This window comes from Hymenobacter latericoloratus (genome assembly GCF_014199535.1).
Taxonomy (GTDB): Bacteria; Bacteroidota; Bacteroidia; order Cytophagales; family Hymenobacteraceae; genus Hymenobacter; species Hymenobacter latericoloratus.
The window spans coordinates 891,437-910,254 of sequence record NZ_JACHNV010000001.1; the positions used below are offsets into that span (position 1 = coordinate 891,437).

Sequence of the window (18,818 nt, forward strand, 5' to 3'; positions counted from 1 at the left end):
GGGAGCTAAGCAGAAATAGTTGCTGTTCTGCCCCCTTTTATTCAGCTGGTTCATGCCGCTAAAACAGAAAACGGCCCCGGCTCATGTGAGCCGGGGCCGTTTTTTAACCAGTGTTAAGCGGTTGCTTAGTACACGTAGCTCAGTGCAACACGGTCGTTGCTGTTGAACGGACGGCTTACGCCGTTGCCCACGCAGGCCAGCATCCAGGAGTTCGGGTCAGCGCCCGAGGGAGTGCCGGGGATGAGGATAGCGCCCACCGTGCTGGCGCCTTCGTTCGTGGCCGAGCCACCGCAGCTATAGGCACGGTTGAAGTAGTCAGTGTGGCGGAAACCGATGCAGTGGCCGATTTCGTGTGCCATGATGGTGGCAATGTAGCCCACGTTGGTGCTATTGATGGCCGTCGGCGACAGTTTGAAGCCGGGAGCCGGGTTGCCGCCCGAGGGGAAGCCACCCGACTGGCCCAGCACGCCGGGGCCCAGGTTAGCAGAAGTGATGGGCAGGTTAGCCGTGCCCGACGTGATGCGGCGGAACGTCAGGCGCAGACCTTCGGCGTTATAGCGGCGGATGGCTTCGTCGATGGCCGATACGTAGGCCGAGGGGAACGAGCCTTCCAGCTTAACCGTCAGAACGCGGGGCAGGCCCGACACCAGGTTGGTGGTGCGGTACTGCTCGTCTTCGCCAACGCGCAGCAGCTCTCCGGCAGGGGCGCTGGCTAGCATTTCGTTGGTCAGCAGAATGTCGCCCTCTACCCGTACGCCGCCCTCAACCTGCTGAGCGCCAGCGGCCGTAAAGCCCAGAGCACGAATCTGGTTGATGGTGGTTTCCGAAACCTGACCTTTTACTTCAACATTGGCTTTTTCTTGGCAAGAGGAAAGCGAAAGGCTGGTAACGGCGAGCAAAGCCAGGGGAGCGAGTACTTTAAATTTCTTCATGGGTTTGGTTGTGGATGGATGAAAGAACGTTGTAAACATAGGCTTTTATTAGGGATATTTCAAAATATGGCGTTGTTAATTATCAAAATTATATACAACATGATTCTCTATTGATGAGTTGTTAATACAGTCTGAAAGCGCGCAAAAATTGCACTATTTTGTTTTATCATTATTCGGTGATAATTGATTATTTGCGGTAGAAGTTAATTTTCACCAGTAGTAACCTATCTGTAGAATAGGACTGTTGTAGCTACATCAAATCTGGCGTTTTACCGGCAAACTATTTTCACTGCGCAAGAGTGGGCAAGGCCCTCCGTCTCTAAATCTGTATCTTTGTCTAGAACCGATTTCAGGCGGACCAATCCTTTCCGCTTTACCATATAGATCTTTCAGGCCGTGGCTTGCTCATCCTGCTCCTCCTCCGGCGGGGGCTGCTCCACTACTTCTGCCAAGGGCTGCGGCTCCAAGGGCAGTTGCAGTAGCGGCTGTACCCGCCTCAACGTATTCGACTGGCTCCAGGACCTGGAGTTGCCCAGCGACTTTAAAGAATTTGACTTAGTAGAAGTCCGTTTCAAGGGCGGACGCAAAGATTTTTACCGCAATAAGAGCCGCCTACCCCTTATTACCGGCGACGCCGTAGTGGTGGAGTCGGCGGGTAGCGGTTGGCATCTGGGCCACGTCTCGCTGAAAGGCGAGTTGGTGCGCCTGCAGATGAAAAAGAAGAAAGTGCCCCAGGACTCGAAGGACATCCGCACTATTCTGCGGGTAGCCACCGAGCAGGACGTGGAGCGCTGGCAGGCCGTGCGCGACCTGGAAACCGGCACCATGTTCAAGGCCCGGGCCGTGGTGGATGAGCTGCGCTTGAAAATGAAGCTCTCCGACGTGGAGTACCAGGCTGACCGCACCCGCGCTACCTTCTTCTACTCCGCCGATGACCGGGTGGATTTCCGCGACCTGATCAAGCGCCTGGCCGATGAGTTTCGGGTGCGGGTGGAAATGCGCCAGATTTCCCTGCGCCACGAAGCCGGCCGCCTGGGTGGTATTGGCTCGTGCGGGCGGGAGCTGTGCTGCTCCACCTGGCTCACCGATTTCAAGAGCGTAAGCACTACCGCCGCCCGTTACCAGAACCTGAGCCTGAACCCGGCCAAGCTCTCGGGCCAGTGCGGCCGCCTGAAGTGCTGCCTCAACTACGAGCTGGACACGTACCTCGACGCCCTCAAGGACATTCCGCAGGTGCAGCGCCCGCTCCAGACCGAGAAAGGGGACTATACGCTCCAGAAAACCGACATCTTTAAAAGAAAGATGTGGTTTGCCGTGCGCGGCGACAATAACTGGGTGGTAGTGCCCACGGAGCGCGTGCGCGAAGTGCTGGAGCTGAACAAGCGCGGTGAAAAGCCCGAAAGCTTGCTGGCCCCCGTGCTGGAAGAGGAAAAAGCGCCCGAGGTAACGGCCATCGTGGAAGGCTCGCTCGAGCGCCTCGACGACAAGATTAAGGCCTCCAAGCGCAGCAAGCGCGGCAAAAAGAAGCGGGAGAAAGGCCCGGAAGATGCGGCCGTGGCTACTGCGCCTACCCCCCGGGCTGGCCGCAATGCCCCCGGCCGGCCGGCCACCCCGCCGGAGCAGAACAGCGAAACGGCCGACCTGGTTGCCTCTCCGGAAACCGAGGGTGTGTCCCCGACTGAAGAACGAAGCCGTCCGCGGGGAGCGGCAGCCCGCCCCCTGAACCGCCGTGGCCGCGGCCGTGGCGAAGGCAAACGCGCCGCCGACGGCAACCGAACTCCGGATGCTCCCTCCGAGGCGCCCCGCCCGCCGCGCGAAGGCCGACCGCCCCGGGCGGCTACCCCCGGCGAGGCACCCGAGGGCGGCGCGGGTAGAGGAGAAGGCGGCGAGGGCCGGCGGGGCGGGCGCTCCGGCCGGCGTGGTAGTCGCCCGGGCCGCTCCGGCGGCCCCGCCGAAGCTGGTTCAACCCCCTCTGCCTCCTGATGTTGTTTTCTATGCGCTTCCTCTCCCGGATACTACCCGCCTGGGGCATCGGGCTGCTGCTGCTGACGGCCTGCGACCCAAATCAGGTATTTGAGAAAAACATCGACCTCAAGTCGCCGGCCGGCGACCCCTACGTGTGGGCCGTGCAGGACAAGCCCACCTTCGAGTTTGATATTGCCGATACCACCCAGCGCTATCAGGTGTACTTCAACATCCGCAACGCGGCCGACTACGAGTACTACAACCTGTACGTGAAGCAAACCCTGTGGGGGCCCGATGGGAAGGTGATTTCGCGCCGCCTGCACCAGATGCTGCTGCTGGACCCCAAAACCGGGGAGCCCCGCGGCAACGGCACCGGCGATATTTATGACCACCAGATTCTGGCTCTGCCCAACCAGCAGTTTCGGCAGGTGGGTCGCTACCGCATTATGCTGGAGCAGTACATGCGCCAGGATCAGCTGCGCGGCATTATGGCCGTGGGCGTGCGGGTAGCCAAGCGGGCTGCGGAGCAATAGCCGGCCCGCGAAACAGGCAAAGAAAAACCCCGATCGGCCAGCCGATCGGGGTTTTTCTTTGCCGTGCAACCTGAAGTTAAATGCGCTCTACCTTCACGGCGTTCTGGCCCTTCTTGCCGTCAATGATGTCGAAGGTTACCCGGTCATTCTCCCGGATTTCGTGCACGAGGCCCGTCTGATGGACGAAGATCTCCTGACCATTTTCGTCTTGAACAATGAAGCCGTAGCCTTTCGATTCATTAAAAAACTTCACTTTGCCGGTTTTCATAGCGGGGCGTAAGCGGTTGTGGGGTGAAAGAATGGCGGTAAATCTACATGGTTTTCCAACTTGGCAAAACCCACCCGGGCTGAACGCGGGCCCCCTGGCTGCGTATGCAAGTGGATTCCAGCTCATCTATATCTTTTTGTCATGACTGATTCCACCTCCCCCGGACCCACTACTTCCGCTTCTGCCAGTGCTGCTGGCGGCTCCCAGCCCCAGCAGCCGGCCGCCGTTCCTACCGGCGGCCCGGCTAACTCAGCCCAGGCGCAGCCTCCTTCTCAGCCCGCAGCCGAGCCCCACGAGCTGCAAGCCCCGGCCAATACCACCGGCCAGCAGCCCTTCGCCCACGATGCCAACCACGAGCAGAATGAAGTAGCCGGCGCCAGCCGGGGCGAGTTTGGGCGGCAATCAGACCAGGGCATTACCCAGGGCGGCTACGGTGCCGAGCTGAGCCGTGGAGGAGCTACCTACGCCGGAACTCTTGACACGCCCGCGGCTACCACCGGCTACATCGGCGAGCGGGAGCAGCGTCCGGCCGGTTTCGAGGATGCCGGCAACGGCAGCTACGGAACCCAGCCGGTGGGAGGTACCGCGCCCGCCGGCTCTGCCGTTGGGGCGCAGTTTGCCAACGACAACGCCGCCCCCCAGGGTCCCGACTCGGGCTTCGCGGATAACTACGGCACCTCGTCGTTGGGCGGAACCCGAGCCGGAAGCAGCCAGCCCGATGCTACCCAGCGCAACCAGCGGGAAGACTACCGCCCCAGCCACCCCGACGGCGGGCCTGAGGGCCAGCGCACGGGTGTAGCCGCTACGAATACCAGCCAGGGCACCGATGAGGCCGACGCTACGCCTACCGCCGGCTCGCGCAGCGGCTACGAGGCCGCCAACTCTCCCGATGCCCAAGGCAGCGAAAAAACGGGGTTCGGCTCCCGCGGCGGATCGTATAACGATGAGTACGATGCGGCTACTAACTCCGGCGACCAAACCGACAGCTCGCCCTCCCGTGGGGACTATAGCCAGGAAAACGCGGCCCGTAATTACGGTGGCGCTTCCGACGACCGGACCAGCTCCGACCGCCGCCCCGACTACGGCCCCATGCCCGGCCGGCCCGGCTCACCAGAATAAGGAGAAGCTCTGGGTACTATTACGCGCCCCGCCGGCCAGCCGGCGGGGTTTATTGTTTGCGCGTGGCCAGGAACAGTTTGCCCTTCTCGTTGCTGAAAACGAAGTTCTGGTCGGCTACAAACACCACCGCTTCCGTTTGGCCCGACCCCGGCGTATCAAGCGTGCTTTTCAGGCCGTCGAAGAGACGGCGGCCGGGCAGGCGCTCAAACAAATACACTTTCTCGGCGCCCAGCAGGGCCACGCGCTTGCCGTCGGGGCTGATGTCGGCGCTGGTAACCCAGGTAGGCAGCTGCAGGCTGTCGGCGAGGCGGGCGGTGTGCCGGCCGGGGCGGGCGGGTAGCACGTACTGCTTTAGCCACCGGCTTTCCCCGCGGTTTTTCGTGAACAGATACAGACTGTCCTGATAATAGTAAAACGCTTCGCAGTCGAAATTGCGCCGTGGTTTGCGTGGTGGAAATTCGTGCTGGTCGGCGTACCGGAACCGAATGGTATCGGCTTGCTGCAGGGTAGGACCGCTGAGCCGGTAGATGCACAGGTTGCGCCGTTTGTTCTGGTTGTTACCGAAGTCGCCGAGGTAAAGGCGGTGTTCATCGTCCTGGGCCAGGTCTTCCCAATCAATGTTCTGGAGCGGTTCCAGATTCAGGGTCTGCAGCAGGTCGCCCTGCCGGGTTATTTTGTAGAGGCGAGCCGTGTTGCCGCCATCGGCGTGGGTCCACAGGTCGCCCTCGGGGCTGGCTATGGCCAGGCCGGAGCTTTCGGCTACCTGCTCCCGGTTGAGCCGCCCTACTTCCTCTATCTCATACTGGTCATTTACGCTGGCGAAGCCGCCGCGGCCCTGGTCGGAGGAGCAGCCCGTGAGCAGGGGCGGCAGCAGGCAGAGAGCAAACGGGACAAGGCGCGGCGGGCAAAGCATAAGGCGGGCACGAAAACAAGGCCCCGGCCAACCCTGGCCAGGGGAATACACACACTGGCAGTGCTGGAGCGCCCGCCGCCCGAAAATTACCACTTCCGGCCGGAAGCAGCTGACATCCGGCTTCGGGGGCTAGGTTTTTAGCTGCCTCCTCAGCCGTAGTTTCGGGGGCTTGCTGGCCACGGCGCCCGGGTTACGGCCGTTTCTGCAACCCGGCAGGCCAAGCAGGGCCCGCCGCCGTACCCGGATGCGCCAGAACGTGCTGGCGGCTTGGGGGCTGGTTCACTTGTTCTGCGCCAGCTACTTCAGGACCAGGTAGGGCATCAGCTTCTCGTAGGTGGCTTGGTCCAGAATCCGGATCTGGCGCAGGTCGGTGGGCTGCCGGAAGGGCCCGTGCTGCTGTCGGAAGGCTACCAGCACGCGGGCCAACCGCTTGCCTACATACGGGTGCGCCTGCAGCACCTCAAAGGAAGCATTGTTCACATCGAGGGGGGTAGGGGTGAAGCCCGGGGCCACGAAGGTGTACTTGCGCAGGCTGTCCACCAGGTCGGGCGCGTCGCGCAGCACGTAGATTTCGGCCGTTTGATCTTCTTTCTGAAAGCCTCCCAGTCGCTGCCGGTACTCCACAATGCGCCGGGCATACCCCCGCCCAATACCCCGGATCTGCATGAGCTGGGTGGTGTCGGCCGCATTCAGGTCGAAGGGGGCCAGGCGGGTTGGCTTGCGCGGAAACCGGCTTTTCTCAGCGCCCCCAAAGGCGGTACGCTCCGGGTAGGAACCGGGCCGGCTGCCGGCGTAAGGGCGGGCTTCGCGGGGCGGGAGCTGGTCGGGCAGGAGCATGTAGGGCGCCAGGCGGGCAAATACCGAATCGGGCAGGCCGTAGGTGCGCCGGATCTGCTCTTTGGCTTTGAAGCCGCCCAGCACCGTGCGGTAGTTTACCAGGCGGCGCACCACGTAGCGCGGCAGGCCCCGGGCTTCCCAATCGGTTTCCGTCAGCTGGTTGGGGTCAAAGGGGGCCAGGGCTACCCGGGGTACGGGCGCACGACGGGGGTAGCGGCTGGCGTAGGCCGGCCGGGTGGTGCGGCGCGCAGCCAACTCGGCTGCCCACGCATTGAGGCGCTGCTGATCGGGCGCCGGGTTATAGGCCGGCAGGGCCGGCCGCAGCAGGTAGGGCAGGCCCAGCCAGAGCAGCATCAGGAGCAGCAGAGCCACAAAGCCGGAGGTTTCGCGGCGGGAAAAGCCAAAGTAGCGCCGGATAGCCCGCAGCCACGGATAAGAGGCCTTGGCGTGACGCGAGGGGGTAGCGGGCTGCGGAGCGGCCGGGCGCGCGGTAGGCATAACAACGGATAGGTAGCGCGGAAATAAGCTAAAACACAACCAGTATAAAAGAAAGCCGGCAAACCAGCAAGCCGCGCCGGCGGCGGCCGGGCCGCCTACTTCCGGATTTTTACGTCCACCTCGTAGCGGTAGCGTGGGGGGCCGCCCAGCGGAATGGCAAAGAAGGGCAGGGCCACGTCGTATTGGTCCGTGACGTAGAACACCAGGTCATTGGAGGCTTTGGACAGGGAAGTAATCTGCAGATCCAGCGAAAGGCCGTGCTCTTTGGCCGCAATGGCGTGCACGCTGCTGGCCCAGCGCTGATCGGGGCTGATGGTGGCCGGGTGCCCGTTTTTCGCGACGCTGAAAATCTTGAGCAGGAGGTCGTCGTCTCCGTCGAAATTGCTTTGCCGGATGCTGACCACCCGCTCGTTGATGAAGGGGTAGAGGTGAGTTTTGGCCCCGCGCTCCGGCGAAAGGCGAAAAGAGTATTCGTAGGTGAAAGCGTTACCGCCTTCCACGGCCACGTTCTGGGTAGGAGAGCTGCTGAGAAAATAACGGTACAGGTTACCGTCGTCGCCTTTTCTGCCCTGGGTTACCAGCTTGAACACGTACCCGTCGAACTCCGGCACGAACTCGCCCTCCAGCGGATTCAGCGGCCCAAAGGTAAACCACTGGTTGTCGTAGGTCGGCTCCGGTCCAAAGGTGCGGGTTTTCAGCAACGTACCCGAGCGGAAAGTGCCTTTGGGCTCCGTGCTGCGGGCATCGGGGCCGGAGTGCGCGCCGGAGCCGCCGTAAAGGCTGAACTCGGTGGTGGTATTCCAACCCGACTTGGCCTCGTCGTGGCGCCCGCCGCAGTCGGGGTCGAAGACGCGGATGTACACGGGTTGGCGGTTGCCCTTGGGCACCAGGAAAAAGAAGGTCTGGGTGAAGTCATCGTCGCCCCAGCTTTTGTCGCCCTGGGCCCCAAACGTCACCAGAAAAGCAATGTTCTCGCCCGGGTTGGGCACGGCCTGCGCCGCCACGGGCAGCGGCCCCAGCAGGCCCCAGGCGCCCAGCAGGCTCAGCAGGCAGGAAAAGAAACGCACCATGCCCCGAAGGTACGCTACCACCTGAATTTTAAGTGAATCGGAGGGGCCGCGTACGACTAGCGTTGCCGAAACCGTTTGGGGGCTGTATCATTACAGTAGATTCTGCCTTATTGCCCGTCAACCATGAGCGCCACTGCCCGTCGTACCACTGATTTTCTGGACTCTCTGGCTGCTGATTTGCAGCGGGTGCGGGAAGTTACCCACCGCCGCTTCCGCCCCCTCACCGACGACCAGCTGAACCGCGGGCCGGGGCCGGGCAAGTGGAGCGTGGGCCAGTGCCTGGAGCACCTCAACATTGTGGGCGGCTTGTACCTGCCCGCGATGAATCGAAAAATCAAGGCTGCCAAAGAGCGGGGCTCCAGCCCGGCGGAAACGGTGGTGCACGGCTTTTTTGGCAAGAAAATGACCGAGGCCATGCGGGTGCCGGCCAGCGAAAAGCCCATGAAAACGCCCCAGCAGTACGCGCCCAGCGGCTCGCGGCTGCCGCGCACGGTGGTGGAGGTATTCAGCCGCCAGCTCGATGAGCTGGAGAGCCTTATTGGCCAGGCGCGCACGATCAACGCCAACGCCGTCCGGATTCCGAACCCCATCGTGCCCCTGCTGCTGCCCCGCCTCACCGATGCCCTGGAGCTGCTGGTAGAGCACATGAAGCGCCACATTCAGCAGGCCGAGCGGGTGCTGGACAGCCGCAGCTGAGCTACCCCCCCAACGGCAAAAGCCCTCGTAACCCGGGTTACGAGGGCTTTTGCTGTTGGGGGGGGGTAGGGCAACGGCTTACTTGCCGCCGAAGAAGTAGGCTACCGACAGCTGCACGCCCCGGTTGCGTATTTTCTCCTTTGCGTCGTCATCGTCGTCGTACTTCGGAATCAGGTTGCCCAGGCCCAGGCCGTAGCCCAGCTGCGCCTGGAAAGGCCCGGCCTTATAGCCCAGCCCGGCATTGATGCCGAAATCGATACGGCGGAACTCGGGCTCGTTGCCGTCGGTGCCCTTGCCCACAAATTTGATGTCCTCCGTCTCCTCACTGGAGCCCGAGGAGGATTCATCTACCTGCCCGTTTACCGTGGTCATGATGCTGCCCTTCGCTTTGTACTGGCCATTAAGACCTATGCCAACGTAGGGCCCGGCAAATACCTGAAAGCCGCCTTCTTCGCCGCTGGTGTTATACACCAGGTTCACCGGAATTTCGAGGTAGTTGAGGCGTATGTCCACCTTTTCCTCGCCTTTCACCGCTACGGTGTAGCCAAAGTCCTCGTCCGTGTAGGAGGCATCAATTTTCTCCTCAAACCGGGCCCCCTTCTGCGAGAACAGCAGGGAAGGCTGCAGGGAAAAATGGCCGAACTGCGCGTTTAGCGTAAGCCCTACCTGCGGTCCGTAGATAGACTTCGTATCAGGCGAATCATCTTCGATGTCAAAATTGAGCGTGCTGGCATTCAGGCCAATGCGCGGCCCGATGGTAACCTGAGCCTGGGTAGTTAAAGCGCCGCCCAGCAGCACGCCCGCCGTCAGGCAGGTCCGGAATACAGAAGAAATCATCAGAGAAAAAATAAAGAAACGAGAATGGGCTTATGATCAGCGTAACGTGCTTGCTCCGGCTATTTGCCGCCGAAGAAATAGTTTAGAGAAACCTGTACGACCCGGTTGCGCAGCTTGGCTTCGGGCTCGCTTCCATCGGCCGAATCCGGAATCAGGTTGGAAAGGCCCAGGGAATAGCCCGCCTGAACCTGGAACGGGCCCGCTTTGTAGCCCAGCCCGAAGTTGGCGCCGAAATCGGGCTGGCGCACAAACTGCTGGTCGCTGTTCGCGTCGTCTTGGTTAGCGAACTTGACGTTAGTGGATTCCGAGACGTTAAAGGAGCTGCCGCCGCCGCTGAAATCGACTTCCGTTTTGGCTTTGCCACCCAGGCCAATGCCAACGTAGGGTCCGGCAAAAATCTGGAAGCCACCCTCTTCACCGCTGGTATTGTAGACCAGGTTTACCGGAATTTCGAGGTAGTTGAGGCGCATGTTGCCTTTCACGCTGGCCGAGTACACTTCGCCGTCTTCCACACCGCTTATCTCCTCCTCTACCTTGAACCCCTTCTGCGAAAACAGCAGCGAAGGCTGCAGCGCCAGGTTGCCAAACTGGGCGTTCAGCGTAACTCCTACCTGAGGGGCGAGGATCATTTTAGGATCGGCCTCGAACCCATCGAATTCTGTGTCGCCCGACACGGTGGCCAGGTTCAGCCCAACGCGCGGACCAATAGTAACCTGTGCCTGAGCAAACTGAGCCCCAGCCATCAGCATGGCTGTAATCAGGAGGGGGGCGTGTTGTTTTGCAATCATGATAGATAAAGGTGAATAAAATGGCTTACTGGGCCACGGCACGAAGGTAGAAGGCTTCATCCAACCTTTATCTACCCATTTATAGGTATATTTTATTGTTGAAATAGATTTACGGGAGATAATAAGCCAGACCCCTGAAAACCTTCTTGCACGTCAGCAATAGCGCGGAGGTAGCCAGGGCCCGGCCCGCGTGGTACTATAAGCTCTGTGTCATTTGTTTGGCTCGGCCACGAGGCGTAATTGCGCTTGTTTTTTGCGGGGAGCTTATGGAATCGGGGCTTGGCAGGCATCTACTATTTACCAACTTGCCCGCCTGTTACGTTCTGCCCCTATGCGCCCTGTCCTGTTAAGCTTACTGCTGCTCCTGCTCTTGTTTTCCGCCGGCTCCTCCCAAACGAATCCTACCCCTCCCGGTGCCGGCAACCCCGCCGCCTGGAAGAAAATTGACCAGCTGCTGGCCAAAGACCAAACGGCTTCGGCCGCCAAGCTGCTGGAGCCCCTCTACCAGCAGGCCCGCCAGCGCCAGGATGCGCCCGAGTATCTGCGGGCCCTGCTCTACAAGCTGCGCCTGCTGGAAGCCAAAGAGGAAGAATCCGATGTGCAGGCCATTGCCCTGGTAGCGGCCGACCTGAAAACCGCCCGGTTTCCGGCCCGGCCCATGTTGCACAGCCTGCTGGCCCAGCTCTACGCCAACTACTACCAGCAGCACCGCTACCAGCTCTACGACCGCACCACCCCGGCCGCTGCTGACCCCGCCGACGCCAGCCAGGCCGACATCCGCACCTGGGATGCTGCCCGCCTCGGCAGCGCCGTTATCCGCCACTACCGCGCCTCGTTGCAAGAAGAGCCCCAGCGCCTGCAGCAGCTGAAGCTGGCCGCCCTGGGCTACGCCGTAACCGGCGGCGACGCCGAAAGTCGCGCTTTGGTGCCCACGCTCTACGACGTGTTGGCCCGCCGCGCCATTGAGGGCCTCGGCAACGATGAATACTATATCACCAAGCCCGCCGAGCAGTTTGAGCTGAAAGAAGCCGCGCTGTTTGGGCCGGCCGCGGCCTTTGCCAGCCTGCAGCTAACCGCGCCGCCGTCCGATTCGCTTAATGGCCAGCTGCAGGTGTTGCGGGTGCTGCAGCAGCTTACCGCGTTCCGGCTGCAGGATGCCGCCAACCCCGCCGCCCTGGCCGACGTGGACCTGGCCCGCCTGCGCTTCGTGCACCAACACGCCACGCTGCCCAACAAAGACGAGCTTTACCGTGCCGCGCTAAGCCAGGCCACCACTACCTACGCGGCGCTACCCATCGTCACGCGGTTTATGTTTGAGCAGGCTTCCCTGGAGGAGGAAACCAATGCCGCGAAAGCCCGCGCCCTGGCCCTGGAAGCTGAAAAGCGTTTCCCGAAGTCGCAAGGGGCAGCCCAGGCCCGGGCGCTGCGGCAGAGCATTGAGCAGGTTGAAGTAACCTTCACGACCGAGGAAACGGTGCTGCCCGGCCAGCCGTGGCTGCTGAAGCTGCAGGTGCGCAACGTGACCCGGCTCTACGCCAAAGCCTACCGTATCAGCAACGCCTACAACGTCCGGCTTTCCGAGCCCGTCTCCGCCGATGAGCCATACAGCTTCCAGAAGACCTTCTCCCGCGCCCTGGCCGGCAAGCCGGCCGCGGCCTGGACGCTGAACGTGCCCGCTCCGGCCGACTATAAAGCCCATACCGTGCAGCACGCTGGCCCGGCTTTGCCGCTGGGCCACTACCTCATTGTGGTGAGCACCGCCGCTGAAAACCCGACCAAGGAGCGGGCCGGCGTCATCACGGCGCGTTCTTTCCTGAGCGTGAGCGAGCTGAGCCAGGTGCGGCGCAGCTCGCCCGAGGGCACCAGCCTGCTGGTACTGCACCGCCAAAGCGGGCAGCCGCTGGCCGGGGTGCGGGTGCGGCCCCTGTTTCAGTACTACGACCAGAAAGCCCGCCAGTACAAGCAGCGCCGCGGCGCGGTACTGACCACCAATACCGAGGGCCAGACGCACATTGCGCAGGGTACGCAAACCGGTGAAAACGAGCAGCTCAGCAACCTGTTCCTGACCTTGGGCCGCGACTCGCTGCTGGTTGAAAACGTGGGCTACTACTACCCCCGCCGCCCCCGCAACCCCGAAGCCGTGCAGCCCCAGCGCCGCGCGTTCCTCTTCACCGACCGCGCCATTTACCGTCCCGGCCAGACGCTCTACTTCAAAGGTATCCTGACCGAAACCCGCGCCGGCAAATCACAGCTTCTGACCCGGCAAGCCGTGTCGGTGCACCTCATGGACGTGAACGGCCAGACCGTGCAGACGCTACCTTTCACCACGTCGGAATTCGGCTCTTTCCACGGCTCTGTGGTGCTGCCCACCGGCCTGCTCAACGGCGAAATGAGCCTGCAAACCGATGATGGCAGCATCAGCTTCGCGGTGGAGGACTACAAGCGCCCTACCTTCCAAGTGACGTTTGCGCCCGTAGCCGGTACGCCCGGGCTGGGGCAGGAAGTAACCGTGCGCGGCAAAGCCAGCGCCTACGCCGGCCAGCCCATTGACGGGGCCACGGTGCAGTACCGCGTGGTGCGCCGCACGTTCTGGCCCCTGTTCGGGATGGGCTACCGCAGCCTCTACGGCCACCAGGGCCGGCCGGAAGTGGAAATCCTCAACGGTACCGCCCAGACCGATTCCGCCGGCGGCTTCGTGGTGAAGTTCATAGCGAAAGGGGAGGACCTGAGCGCGGCCAAGCGCGGCCCCTGGAACCCCGGCTACGTATTCGAGGTAACCGCCGACGTGACCGACGCGGCCGGCGAAACCCGCACCGGCCAGCAGTCCGTCAGCCTCGGCACCAATGCCCTGAGCTTGCGCCTGGAAGTGCCTGAGCTGCTGAACCGGGAGCAAGTACCCGCCTTACGGCTGCTCAGCACCAACGCCACCGGCGAAGCCCTGCCCGCCCAGGGCCAGTTGCGCCTCTACCGCCTCACGCCGCCCGCCCGTGCCCTGCGCCCGCGCGCCTGGGAACGGCCCGAGCTGGAAGCCCTAAGCCTGGAGGAGTTCAAGCGCCAGTTCCCGCTCGATGCTTACGCCCGCGAAGACAACGACAGCACCTGGGCCCGCACGCTGGTCGTCACCCAGGACTTCAACACCGAAAAAAGCTCGCTGCTGCCCGACATGGCGCAGGCCCTGAGCAGCCAGCAGCCCGGCCGCTACGTGCTGGAAGCCACCGCCACCGCGCCGGCCTCCACGCCCCCCGCCAAAACGGAGCAGGTGTTTACTCTCTATTCGACGGCGGCCAAGACCCTGCCCATCCCTACCCCCGATTGGTTCGTGAACCTCCAGGACAGCGTAGCGCCGGGCCAGGCCGCGCGCTTTTTGGTGGGCAGCTCCGAAGCCGGGGCGCGCTTGCTGCTGGAAGTAGAAGCCAAAGGCGAAACTCTGCGCCGCGAGTGGCTGACCCTGGCCGCCGGCGAGCAGCGCGTCATCGAAGTGCCGACCACTGCCGCGCTGGAAGGCGCGCCGCTGTACGCCCACCTCACCCAGGTGCGCGACAATCGCCTTTATACCCACAGTGCCACCGTGCAGGTCGCCACGCCGCCCGCGCCGCTGGTGCTCAGCATTGCTACCTTCCGCGACAAGCTGCAGCCCGGCCAGAAGGAAACCTGGCGCGTCACGATTCATAACACCGCCGGTCAGCCCGCCAACGCCGAGCTGCTGGCTACTCTCTACGATAAGTCCCTGGATGTTTTCCGGGCGCACTCCTTCACGGAGCTGGAATTTCCGAAGCCGTATTACCCTGCCCTGTTGGCCTGGAACGGCCGGTTCGGCACGCAAGAGTCGGATGAGCTATTTGACGGTGACAATGATGCAATAGAGGTGGCCGAGTTAGTGTATCCTCACTTAAATATGTGGGGCTACATGGGCGAGGACGAAGATAGATTTGGCGCAGGCGGTTCGGACAAAGCCCAGGGGTTCATCGCCAGCCCAGTTATAATGCAGGACGCGGAAGTCCGGGTGCGCGGCAATGGGGTGATGGCCGAGGCCGCTGCCCCCCAAATGGCTATGCGAAAGATGCCCCCACCACCGCCCCCACCTAGTGCGCCACCCAGACCTGGTGAAACAGATGAGCTTCCGGATATGGAGGAGCTAGTAGATAAATCTAGCTCCGACCTCTCCAATGTCCAGGTCCGCAAAGATTTCCGCGAAACGGCTTTCTGGCTGCCCGAGCTGCGTACTAATGCCCAGGGCGAAACCGTGTTGGAATTCCAGATGCCCGAAGCCGTGACCCGCTGGCAGCTGCTGGCCCTGGCCCACGACCAGCAGCTGCATTCCGGCCTGTTGCAGCGGGAGCTGGTGACGCAAAAGCAGCTGCAAGTGACGCCTAACGCCCCGCGCTTCTTCCGCGAAGGCGACCAGCTCACGCTCAGCGCCAAGCTCAGCAACCTCTCCGAGGCACCCCTGAGCGGCAGCGCCCAGCTGTTCCTGCTCGATGCCCGCACCCAGCAGCCCCTGGAAAGCAAGCTGCTGAAAAGCCCTGCCCAGCTAAAATTCAGCCTAAAGGCCAACCAAAGCAGCGCCGTAAGCTGGAACCTACAGATTCCGGAAACCGCCGAAGGCCAAGTACCCCTCGAAGCCATTACCTACCGCGTGGTGGCATCGGGTAGTCAGTTGTCAGTTGTCGGTTCTCAGTTGTCAGGCAAAGACAAGAAGGAGCAGCGCAAGCAGCGCCGCCAGAACAAACCGGCAACCGGCAACTCACAGCTGGCAACTGTACAAGATGGCGAGGAAAACACCCTGCCCGTGTTGCCCAACCGCTTGCTCATCACCGAGAGCCTGCCCCTACCCCTGGTGGGGCCCGCAACCCGGGAGTTCGAGCTGAAAAAGCTCACCAGCACTACCTCGCCCACGCGCCGCAACTACTCGCTCACGCTGGAAATGACCCAAAACCCCGCGTGGTACGCCGTGCAGGCGCTGCCCTACCTCATGGAGTACCCCTACGAGTGCTCCGAGCAGGTGTTCAGCCGCCTCTACGCCAACCTGCTGGCTGCCAAAATTCTGCAGAGCAACCCGCAGCTGCGCACCACGCTGGCCGAATGGAAGCGCGCCGCCGACGCCGGCGACAAAGCGGCCCTCACCAGCAAGCTGGAGCAGAACCAGGAGCTGAAAAACCTGCTGCTCCAGGAAACGCCCTGGGTGCGCGATGCGCAGTCGGACACGGAGCGTATGCGCCGCCTCTCGGAGCTGTTCGATGAGCCGCGCCTGCAGGCCGAAACCAGCCGCGCCCTGGCCAAGCTGCTGCAGATGCAGCAGTCCAATGGGGCCTTCCCGTGGTTTGAGCGCATGCCCGACGACCGGTACATCACCCAACTCATTGTGGCTGGTTTTGGCAAGCTGCAGAAGCTGGGCGCGCTGAATGTGCAGCAAACCCCGCAGGCCCAGCAAATCGTCAACAATGCCCTTATCTACCTCGACACTCAGCTGCAGCGCGACTACACCGAGCTACGCAAACAGCCTCAGGTGGACCTCCAGCAGCAGCACGTAGCCGATATCCAGGTGCAGGCCCTGTACGCTCGGAGCTTCTGGCCAACGGAGGCCGTGTCGAAAGCCGCGCAACCAGCTCTGGCCTACTACCGGCAACAGGCCGCTACCTACTGGAAAGCCCAAACCCGCTACCTCCAGGCCCAGACGGCCCTGGCCCTGCACCGCCAGAAAGCCCAGCCCGCCGCCGTGAAAACCATCCTGACGGCCCTCGCAGAAAACGCCCTGCACTCACCGGAGCTGGGTATGTACTGGAAGGAAGTGCGCGGCGGCTACTACTGGCGCGAAGCTCCCACCGAAACTCAGGCAACCCTCATCGAGGCCTTCGACGAAGTGCTCAGCGACCAGAAATCGGTGGATGAAATGAAGCTCTGGCTGCTCCAGCAGAAGCACACCCAGAACTGGGAAAGCACCCGTGCCACCGCCGATGCCTGCTACGCCCTGCTGCTGCGCGGCACCAGCTGGCTGCAGCCCACCCAACCCCTGCACGTGACGGTAGGAGGGAAGCCCGCCCCCGCTGCGGCCCAGCAGGCCGGCACGGGCTACTACAAAACCACCTGGCCCGCCGCCGAAATTCAGCCAGAGCTGGGCAAAGTAGTAGTGCAGAAAACCGACGCGGGCGTGGCCTGGGGCGCGCTGTACTGGCAGTATTTCGAGCAGCTGGATAAGATTGCCCCCGCCGCCACCGGCCTGCAGCTGGAGCGCCAGCTCTACCGCGAGCAGCGCACCGCCGCCGGCCTTACCCTACAGCCCCTCACGGCCGCTACCCCCCTGCGGGTGGGTGATGTGCTGGTAGTGCGCCTCGTGCTCCGCTCCGACCGGAACCTGGAATACGTGCACCTGAAGGATCAGCGCGCCGCCGGCCTGGAGCTGATCAGGCAAACTTCCGGCTACCGCTACCAAAGCGGCCTGGGCTACTACGAAAGCCCCCGCGACGCGGCCACCAACTTCTTCATCAGCTACTTCCCCAAAGGCACCCACACCTTCGAGTACCGGCTGCGGGCCGCGCAGGCCGGTAATTTCTCCGGTGGCCTCTCGCAGCTGCAGTGCCTCTACGCCCCGGAGTTCACCACGCACTCGGCCGGCACGCGGCTGCAGATCGGAGCTCAACCGTAACAGTTATTATTGTAATTTGAGCCGGTGCAGCTGCACTATTACAACAGATTGTCTGCGCTTTACCCCCGCAGCTTGAGACTACCAGCCGCTGATTGTACCTTTGCGCCTCGTTTGTTTTTCAGAAGGATGAAGTTGATGCATAAACTAGGAATGGTTGCCGCAGTACTGCTCCTGAGCGGTACTACGGCGTGGGCTCAGGGAGACAAGAAAACGACAGCTACCACTACCCCCACCCAACTGCCGGGTGAAGAAAAACTATCGGCCCAGGAGCGCGCCGAGCGCGACTTTCTGATGCCGGTGCGCCGCAAGCAGGCCGCCGCCCTGCGTGCTACTGCCGAAGAAGCCGGTGTGCACCAGCCCGCCGTGGAAGTAACCGCCCGCAACCTGGAGGCCCCCGAAGAAGACAAGCCCGCTACCGAAGCCGCTGAGGCAAAGGCCGCCCCGGCTGCCGTGCACCGCACCAGCACCCGCAGCTACCACCGGCGTAGCTCGCCTGGCCGCCGCCGTTCGTCAGTCTCTGCGCGCGGAAAGACCACTGCCAAGAAATCAACGGCCAAAAAGAAAAAGACTACCCGCCGGCGCTAACCTGCCGTACCCCTGGCCACCAAAAAAGCCGGCCCGAATTTATCGGGCCGGCTTTTTCAGTCCCTGGCCTACCCACTCACTCGACCAAGGGCCTGGGAGCCCGGCACCCCGGGAGCAGGTGTAGAGCCGCGCAACTCGGCATGCCCTGCTTGTATAGTGCGTTGTGCTGCTGTCCGGACGTCATACAGTTCCATCAAGCAAGTAGAAGCTAGTTCTCATCGGGGTCCTCGGCTGGCTCGGCGTCGGGGTTGGGGGTAGGGGGCAAGCTGTAGCGGGGCGTGCCGGGGCGCACAGTGGCGGCCGGGCCGGCGCCCCACTGCCAGCCGTAGCCCAATTGCACCAGGGCTGCCGAACCGCGCATCGAAACGACAAAGCGGCCGTCAGTACGTAGGCCGCTGTGGGTATCGGGGTAGCTGGTCTGCACAGACTGCACCTCGCCCAGGCGGCGCAGGCCCCACTGGTAGCCGGCATTGAGCAGCACAAAATGCCGCTCAGAAAGCTCGTAGCGCAGCAGCAACTCGGCCCCTAGCAGCAAGGTGCTGCGGTGGTGGCTGTGCGCCTGCCAGCGTGCTCCTAGTCCGTTGTCCGGAGTGCCGGTTATGCCCTCGGCAGTGGCGTAAGCGCGGGGCGCCCAGCCGTAGGCCACGTGCCCGGCCGCGTCTAAAGCCAAGCGCGGACTGATAGGCCACAGCTCCCGCTTGCGCAGTCCCAGCCCAACTTGCCACAGATCCAAGGCGGGCAGGCCACTTCCGCCTTGGGCCACAAAGTTTTGGCCCGACACACGGTAGCGCAGCCCCGGGCTTAGGCCTTGCACCTGGGCCCGGGCCTCCACGGCCCACAAGTTCCGAAGTGGCAGCGTCAGACGCAGGCTGGTGGCCAGGTGCGGGTTAGTACCTGCCCGGAACACCCGCGGCATATCGTAGCGCCTGATGCCTGGGTGCACCAAGCTCAGGCCGCCGCTTAGGCTCAGCGCTGGACCCTGCTGAGCCCGTGCCGGTGAGCAGGCCGCACCCCAAAGCCCGGCAGCTACCAGCCGGGCTCCCCATTTGTAACAATAGCGCATCAGTACCACAGAATAAGAAGGAATGTTAGCATAAGGAGGACGAAGCGTGCCCCGTCGCCTAACGCCCCGTC

Annotated in this window: 14 protein-coding genes; 6 read left to right on the forward strand and 8 right to left on the reverse strand. The window is 62.6% G+C overall.

Going from position 1 to position 18,818, the window contains the following annotated elements; all coding sequences use genetic code 11:
• Nucleotides 1-125: 125 nt before the first annotated feature.
• A complete protein-coding gene (locus GGU46_RS03965) occupies nt 126-932 on the reverse strand; it encodes a M57 family metalloprotease (RefSeq protein ID WP_183402240.1) in 807 nt (268 codons plus the stop codon).
• Nucleotides 933-1,328: 396 nt separating this feature from the next.
• Here GGU46_RS03965 and GGU46_RS03970 point away from each other — a divergent pair, with 396 nt between their 5' ends.
• Together GGU46_RS03970 and GGU46_RS03975 are read left to right on the forward strand one after the other, a co-directional pair.
• Nucleotides 1,329-2,915 (forward strand): PSP1 domain-containing protein, encoded by a 1,587-nt coding sequence (locus tag GGU46_RS03970; RefSeq protein WP_183402241.1) that lies wholly within the window; start codon nt 1,329-1,331, stop codon nt 2,913-2,915.
• Between the two features lie 11 nt (nt 2,916-2,926).
• Nucleotides 2,927-3,430: a gliding motility lipoprotein GldH gene (locus GGU46_RS03975; RefSeq protein ID WP_183402242.1), complete on the forward strand. Its 504-nt coding sequence runs from the start codon at nt 2,927-2,929 to the stop codon at nt 3,428-3,430.
• A 76-nt stretch (nt 3,431-3,506) separates the two neighbouring features.
• On the opposite strand, the gene GGU46_RS03980 is transcribed toward GGU46_RS03975, so the two are convergent.
• Nucleotides 3,507-3,698: a cold-shock protein gene (locus tag GGU46_RS03980; protein ID WP_139925838.1), complete on the reverse strand. Its 192-nt coding sequence runs from the start codon at nt 3,696-3,698 to the stop codon at nt 3,507-3,509.
• Nucleotides 3,699-3,839: 141 nt separating this feature from the next.
• On the opposite strand from GGU46_RS03980, the gene GGU46_RS03985 reads away from it, so the two are divergent.
• A complete protein-coding gene (locus GGU46_RS03985) occupies nt 3,840-4,817 on the forward strand; it encodes a hypothetical protein (protein ID WP_183402243.1) in 978 nt (325 codons plus the stop codon).
• A 49-nt stretch (nt 4,818-4,866) separates the two neighbouring features.
• Here the strand turns inward: GGU46_RS03985 and GGU46_RS03990 are convergent, their stop codons facing one another.
• The 3 genes from GGU46_RS03990 to GGU46_RS04000 all read right to left on the reverse strand — a co-directional run bounded on the left by GGU46_RS03990 (nt 4,867) and on the right by GGU46_RS04000 (nt 8,135).
• Nucleotides 4,867-5,730 carry a hypothetical protein gene (locus GGU46_RS03990; protein WP_183402244.1) on the reverse strand — a complete coding sequence of 288 codons (864 nt, stop codon included), beginning with the start codon at nt 5,728-5,730 and terminating at the stop codon, nt 4,867-4,869.
• Nucleotides 5,731-6,027: 297 nt separating this feature from the next.
• On the reverse strand, nt 6,028-7,065 hold the full coding sequence (locus GGU46_RS03995; protein WP_183402245.1) for a ComEA family DNA-binding protein: 1,038 nt from the start codon (nt 7,063-7,065) through the stop codon (nt 6,028-6,030).
• A 95-nt stretch (nt 7,066-7,160) separates the two neighbouring features.
• On the reverse strand, nt 7,161-8,135 hold the full coding sequence (locus tag GGU46_RS04000; RefSeq protein WP_246398640.1) for a hypothetical protein: 975 nt from the start codon (nt 8,133-8,135) through the stop codon (nt 7,161-7,163).
• A 123-nt stretch (nt 8,136-8,258) separates the two neighbouring features.
• On the opposite strand from GGU46_RS04000, the gene GGU46_RS04005 reads away from it, so the two are divergent.
• Entirely contained in the window at nt 8,259-8,831 is a 573-nt protein-coding gene (locus tag GGU46_RS04005) for a DinB family protein (protein ID WP_183402246.1), read from the forward strand.
• Nucleotides 8,832-8,909: 78 nt separating this feature from the next.
• Here GGU46_RS04005 and GGU46_RS04010 read toward each other — a convergent pair whose 3' ends face one another.
• Nucleotides 8,910-9,668, reverse strand: coding sequence for a porin family protein (locus GGU46_RS04010; protein WP_183402247.1), 759 nt, complete (start codon nt 9,666-9,668; stop codon nt 8,910-8,912).
• A 59-nt stretch (nt 9,669-9,727) separates the two neighbouring features.
• On the reverse strand, nt 9,728-10,456 hold the full coding sequence (locus GGU46_RS04015; protein WP_183402248.1) for a porin family protein: 729 nt from the start codon (nt 10,454-10,456) through the stop codon (nt 9,728-9,730).
• Nucleotides 10,457-10,787: 331 nt separating this feature from the next.
• Here GGU46_RS04015 and GGU46_RS04020 point away from each other — a divergent pair, with 331 nt between their 5' ends.
• Entirely contained in the window at nt 10,788-17,099 is a 6,312-nt protein-coding gene (locus tag GGU46_RS04020) for an alpha-2-macroglobulin family protein (protein WP_183402249.1), read from the forward strand.
• Nucleotides 17,100-17,249: 150 nt separating this feature from the next.
• Nucleotides 17,250-17,684: a hypothetical protein gene (locus GGU46_RS04025; protein WP_183402250.1), complete on the forward strand. Its 435-nt coding sequence runs from the start codon at nt 17,250-17,252 to the stop codon at nt 17,682-17,684.
• A 208-nt stretch (nt 17,685-17,892) separates the two neighbouring features.
• On the opposite strand, the gene GGU46_RS04030 is transcribed toward GGU46_RS04025, so the two are convergent.
• Nucleotides 17,893-18,747 carry a hypothetical protein gene (locus tag GGU46_RS04030; RefSeq protein WP_183402251.1) on the reverse strand — a complete coding sequence of 285 codons (855 nt, stop codon included), beginning with the start codon at nt 18,745-18,747 and terminating at the stop codon, nt 17,893-17,895.
• Between the last annotated feature and the right edge of the window lie 71 nt (nt 18,748-18,818).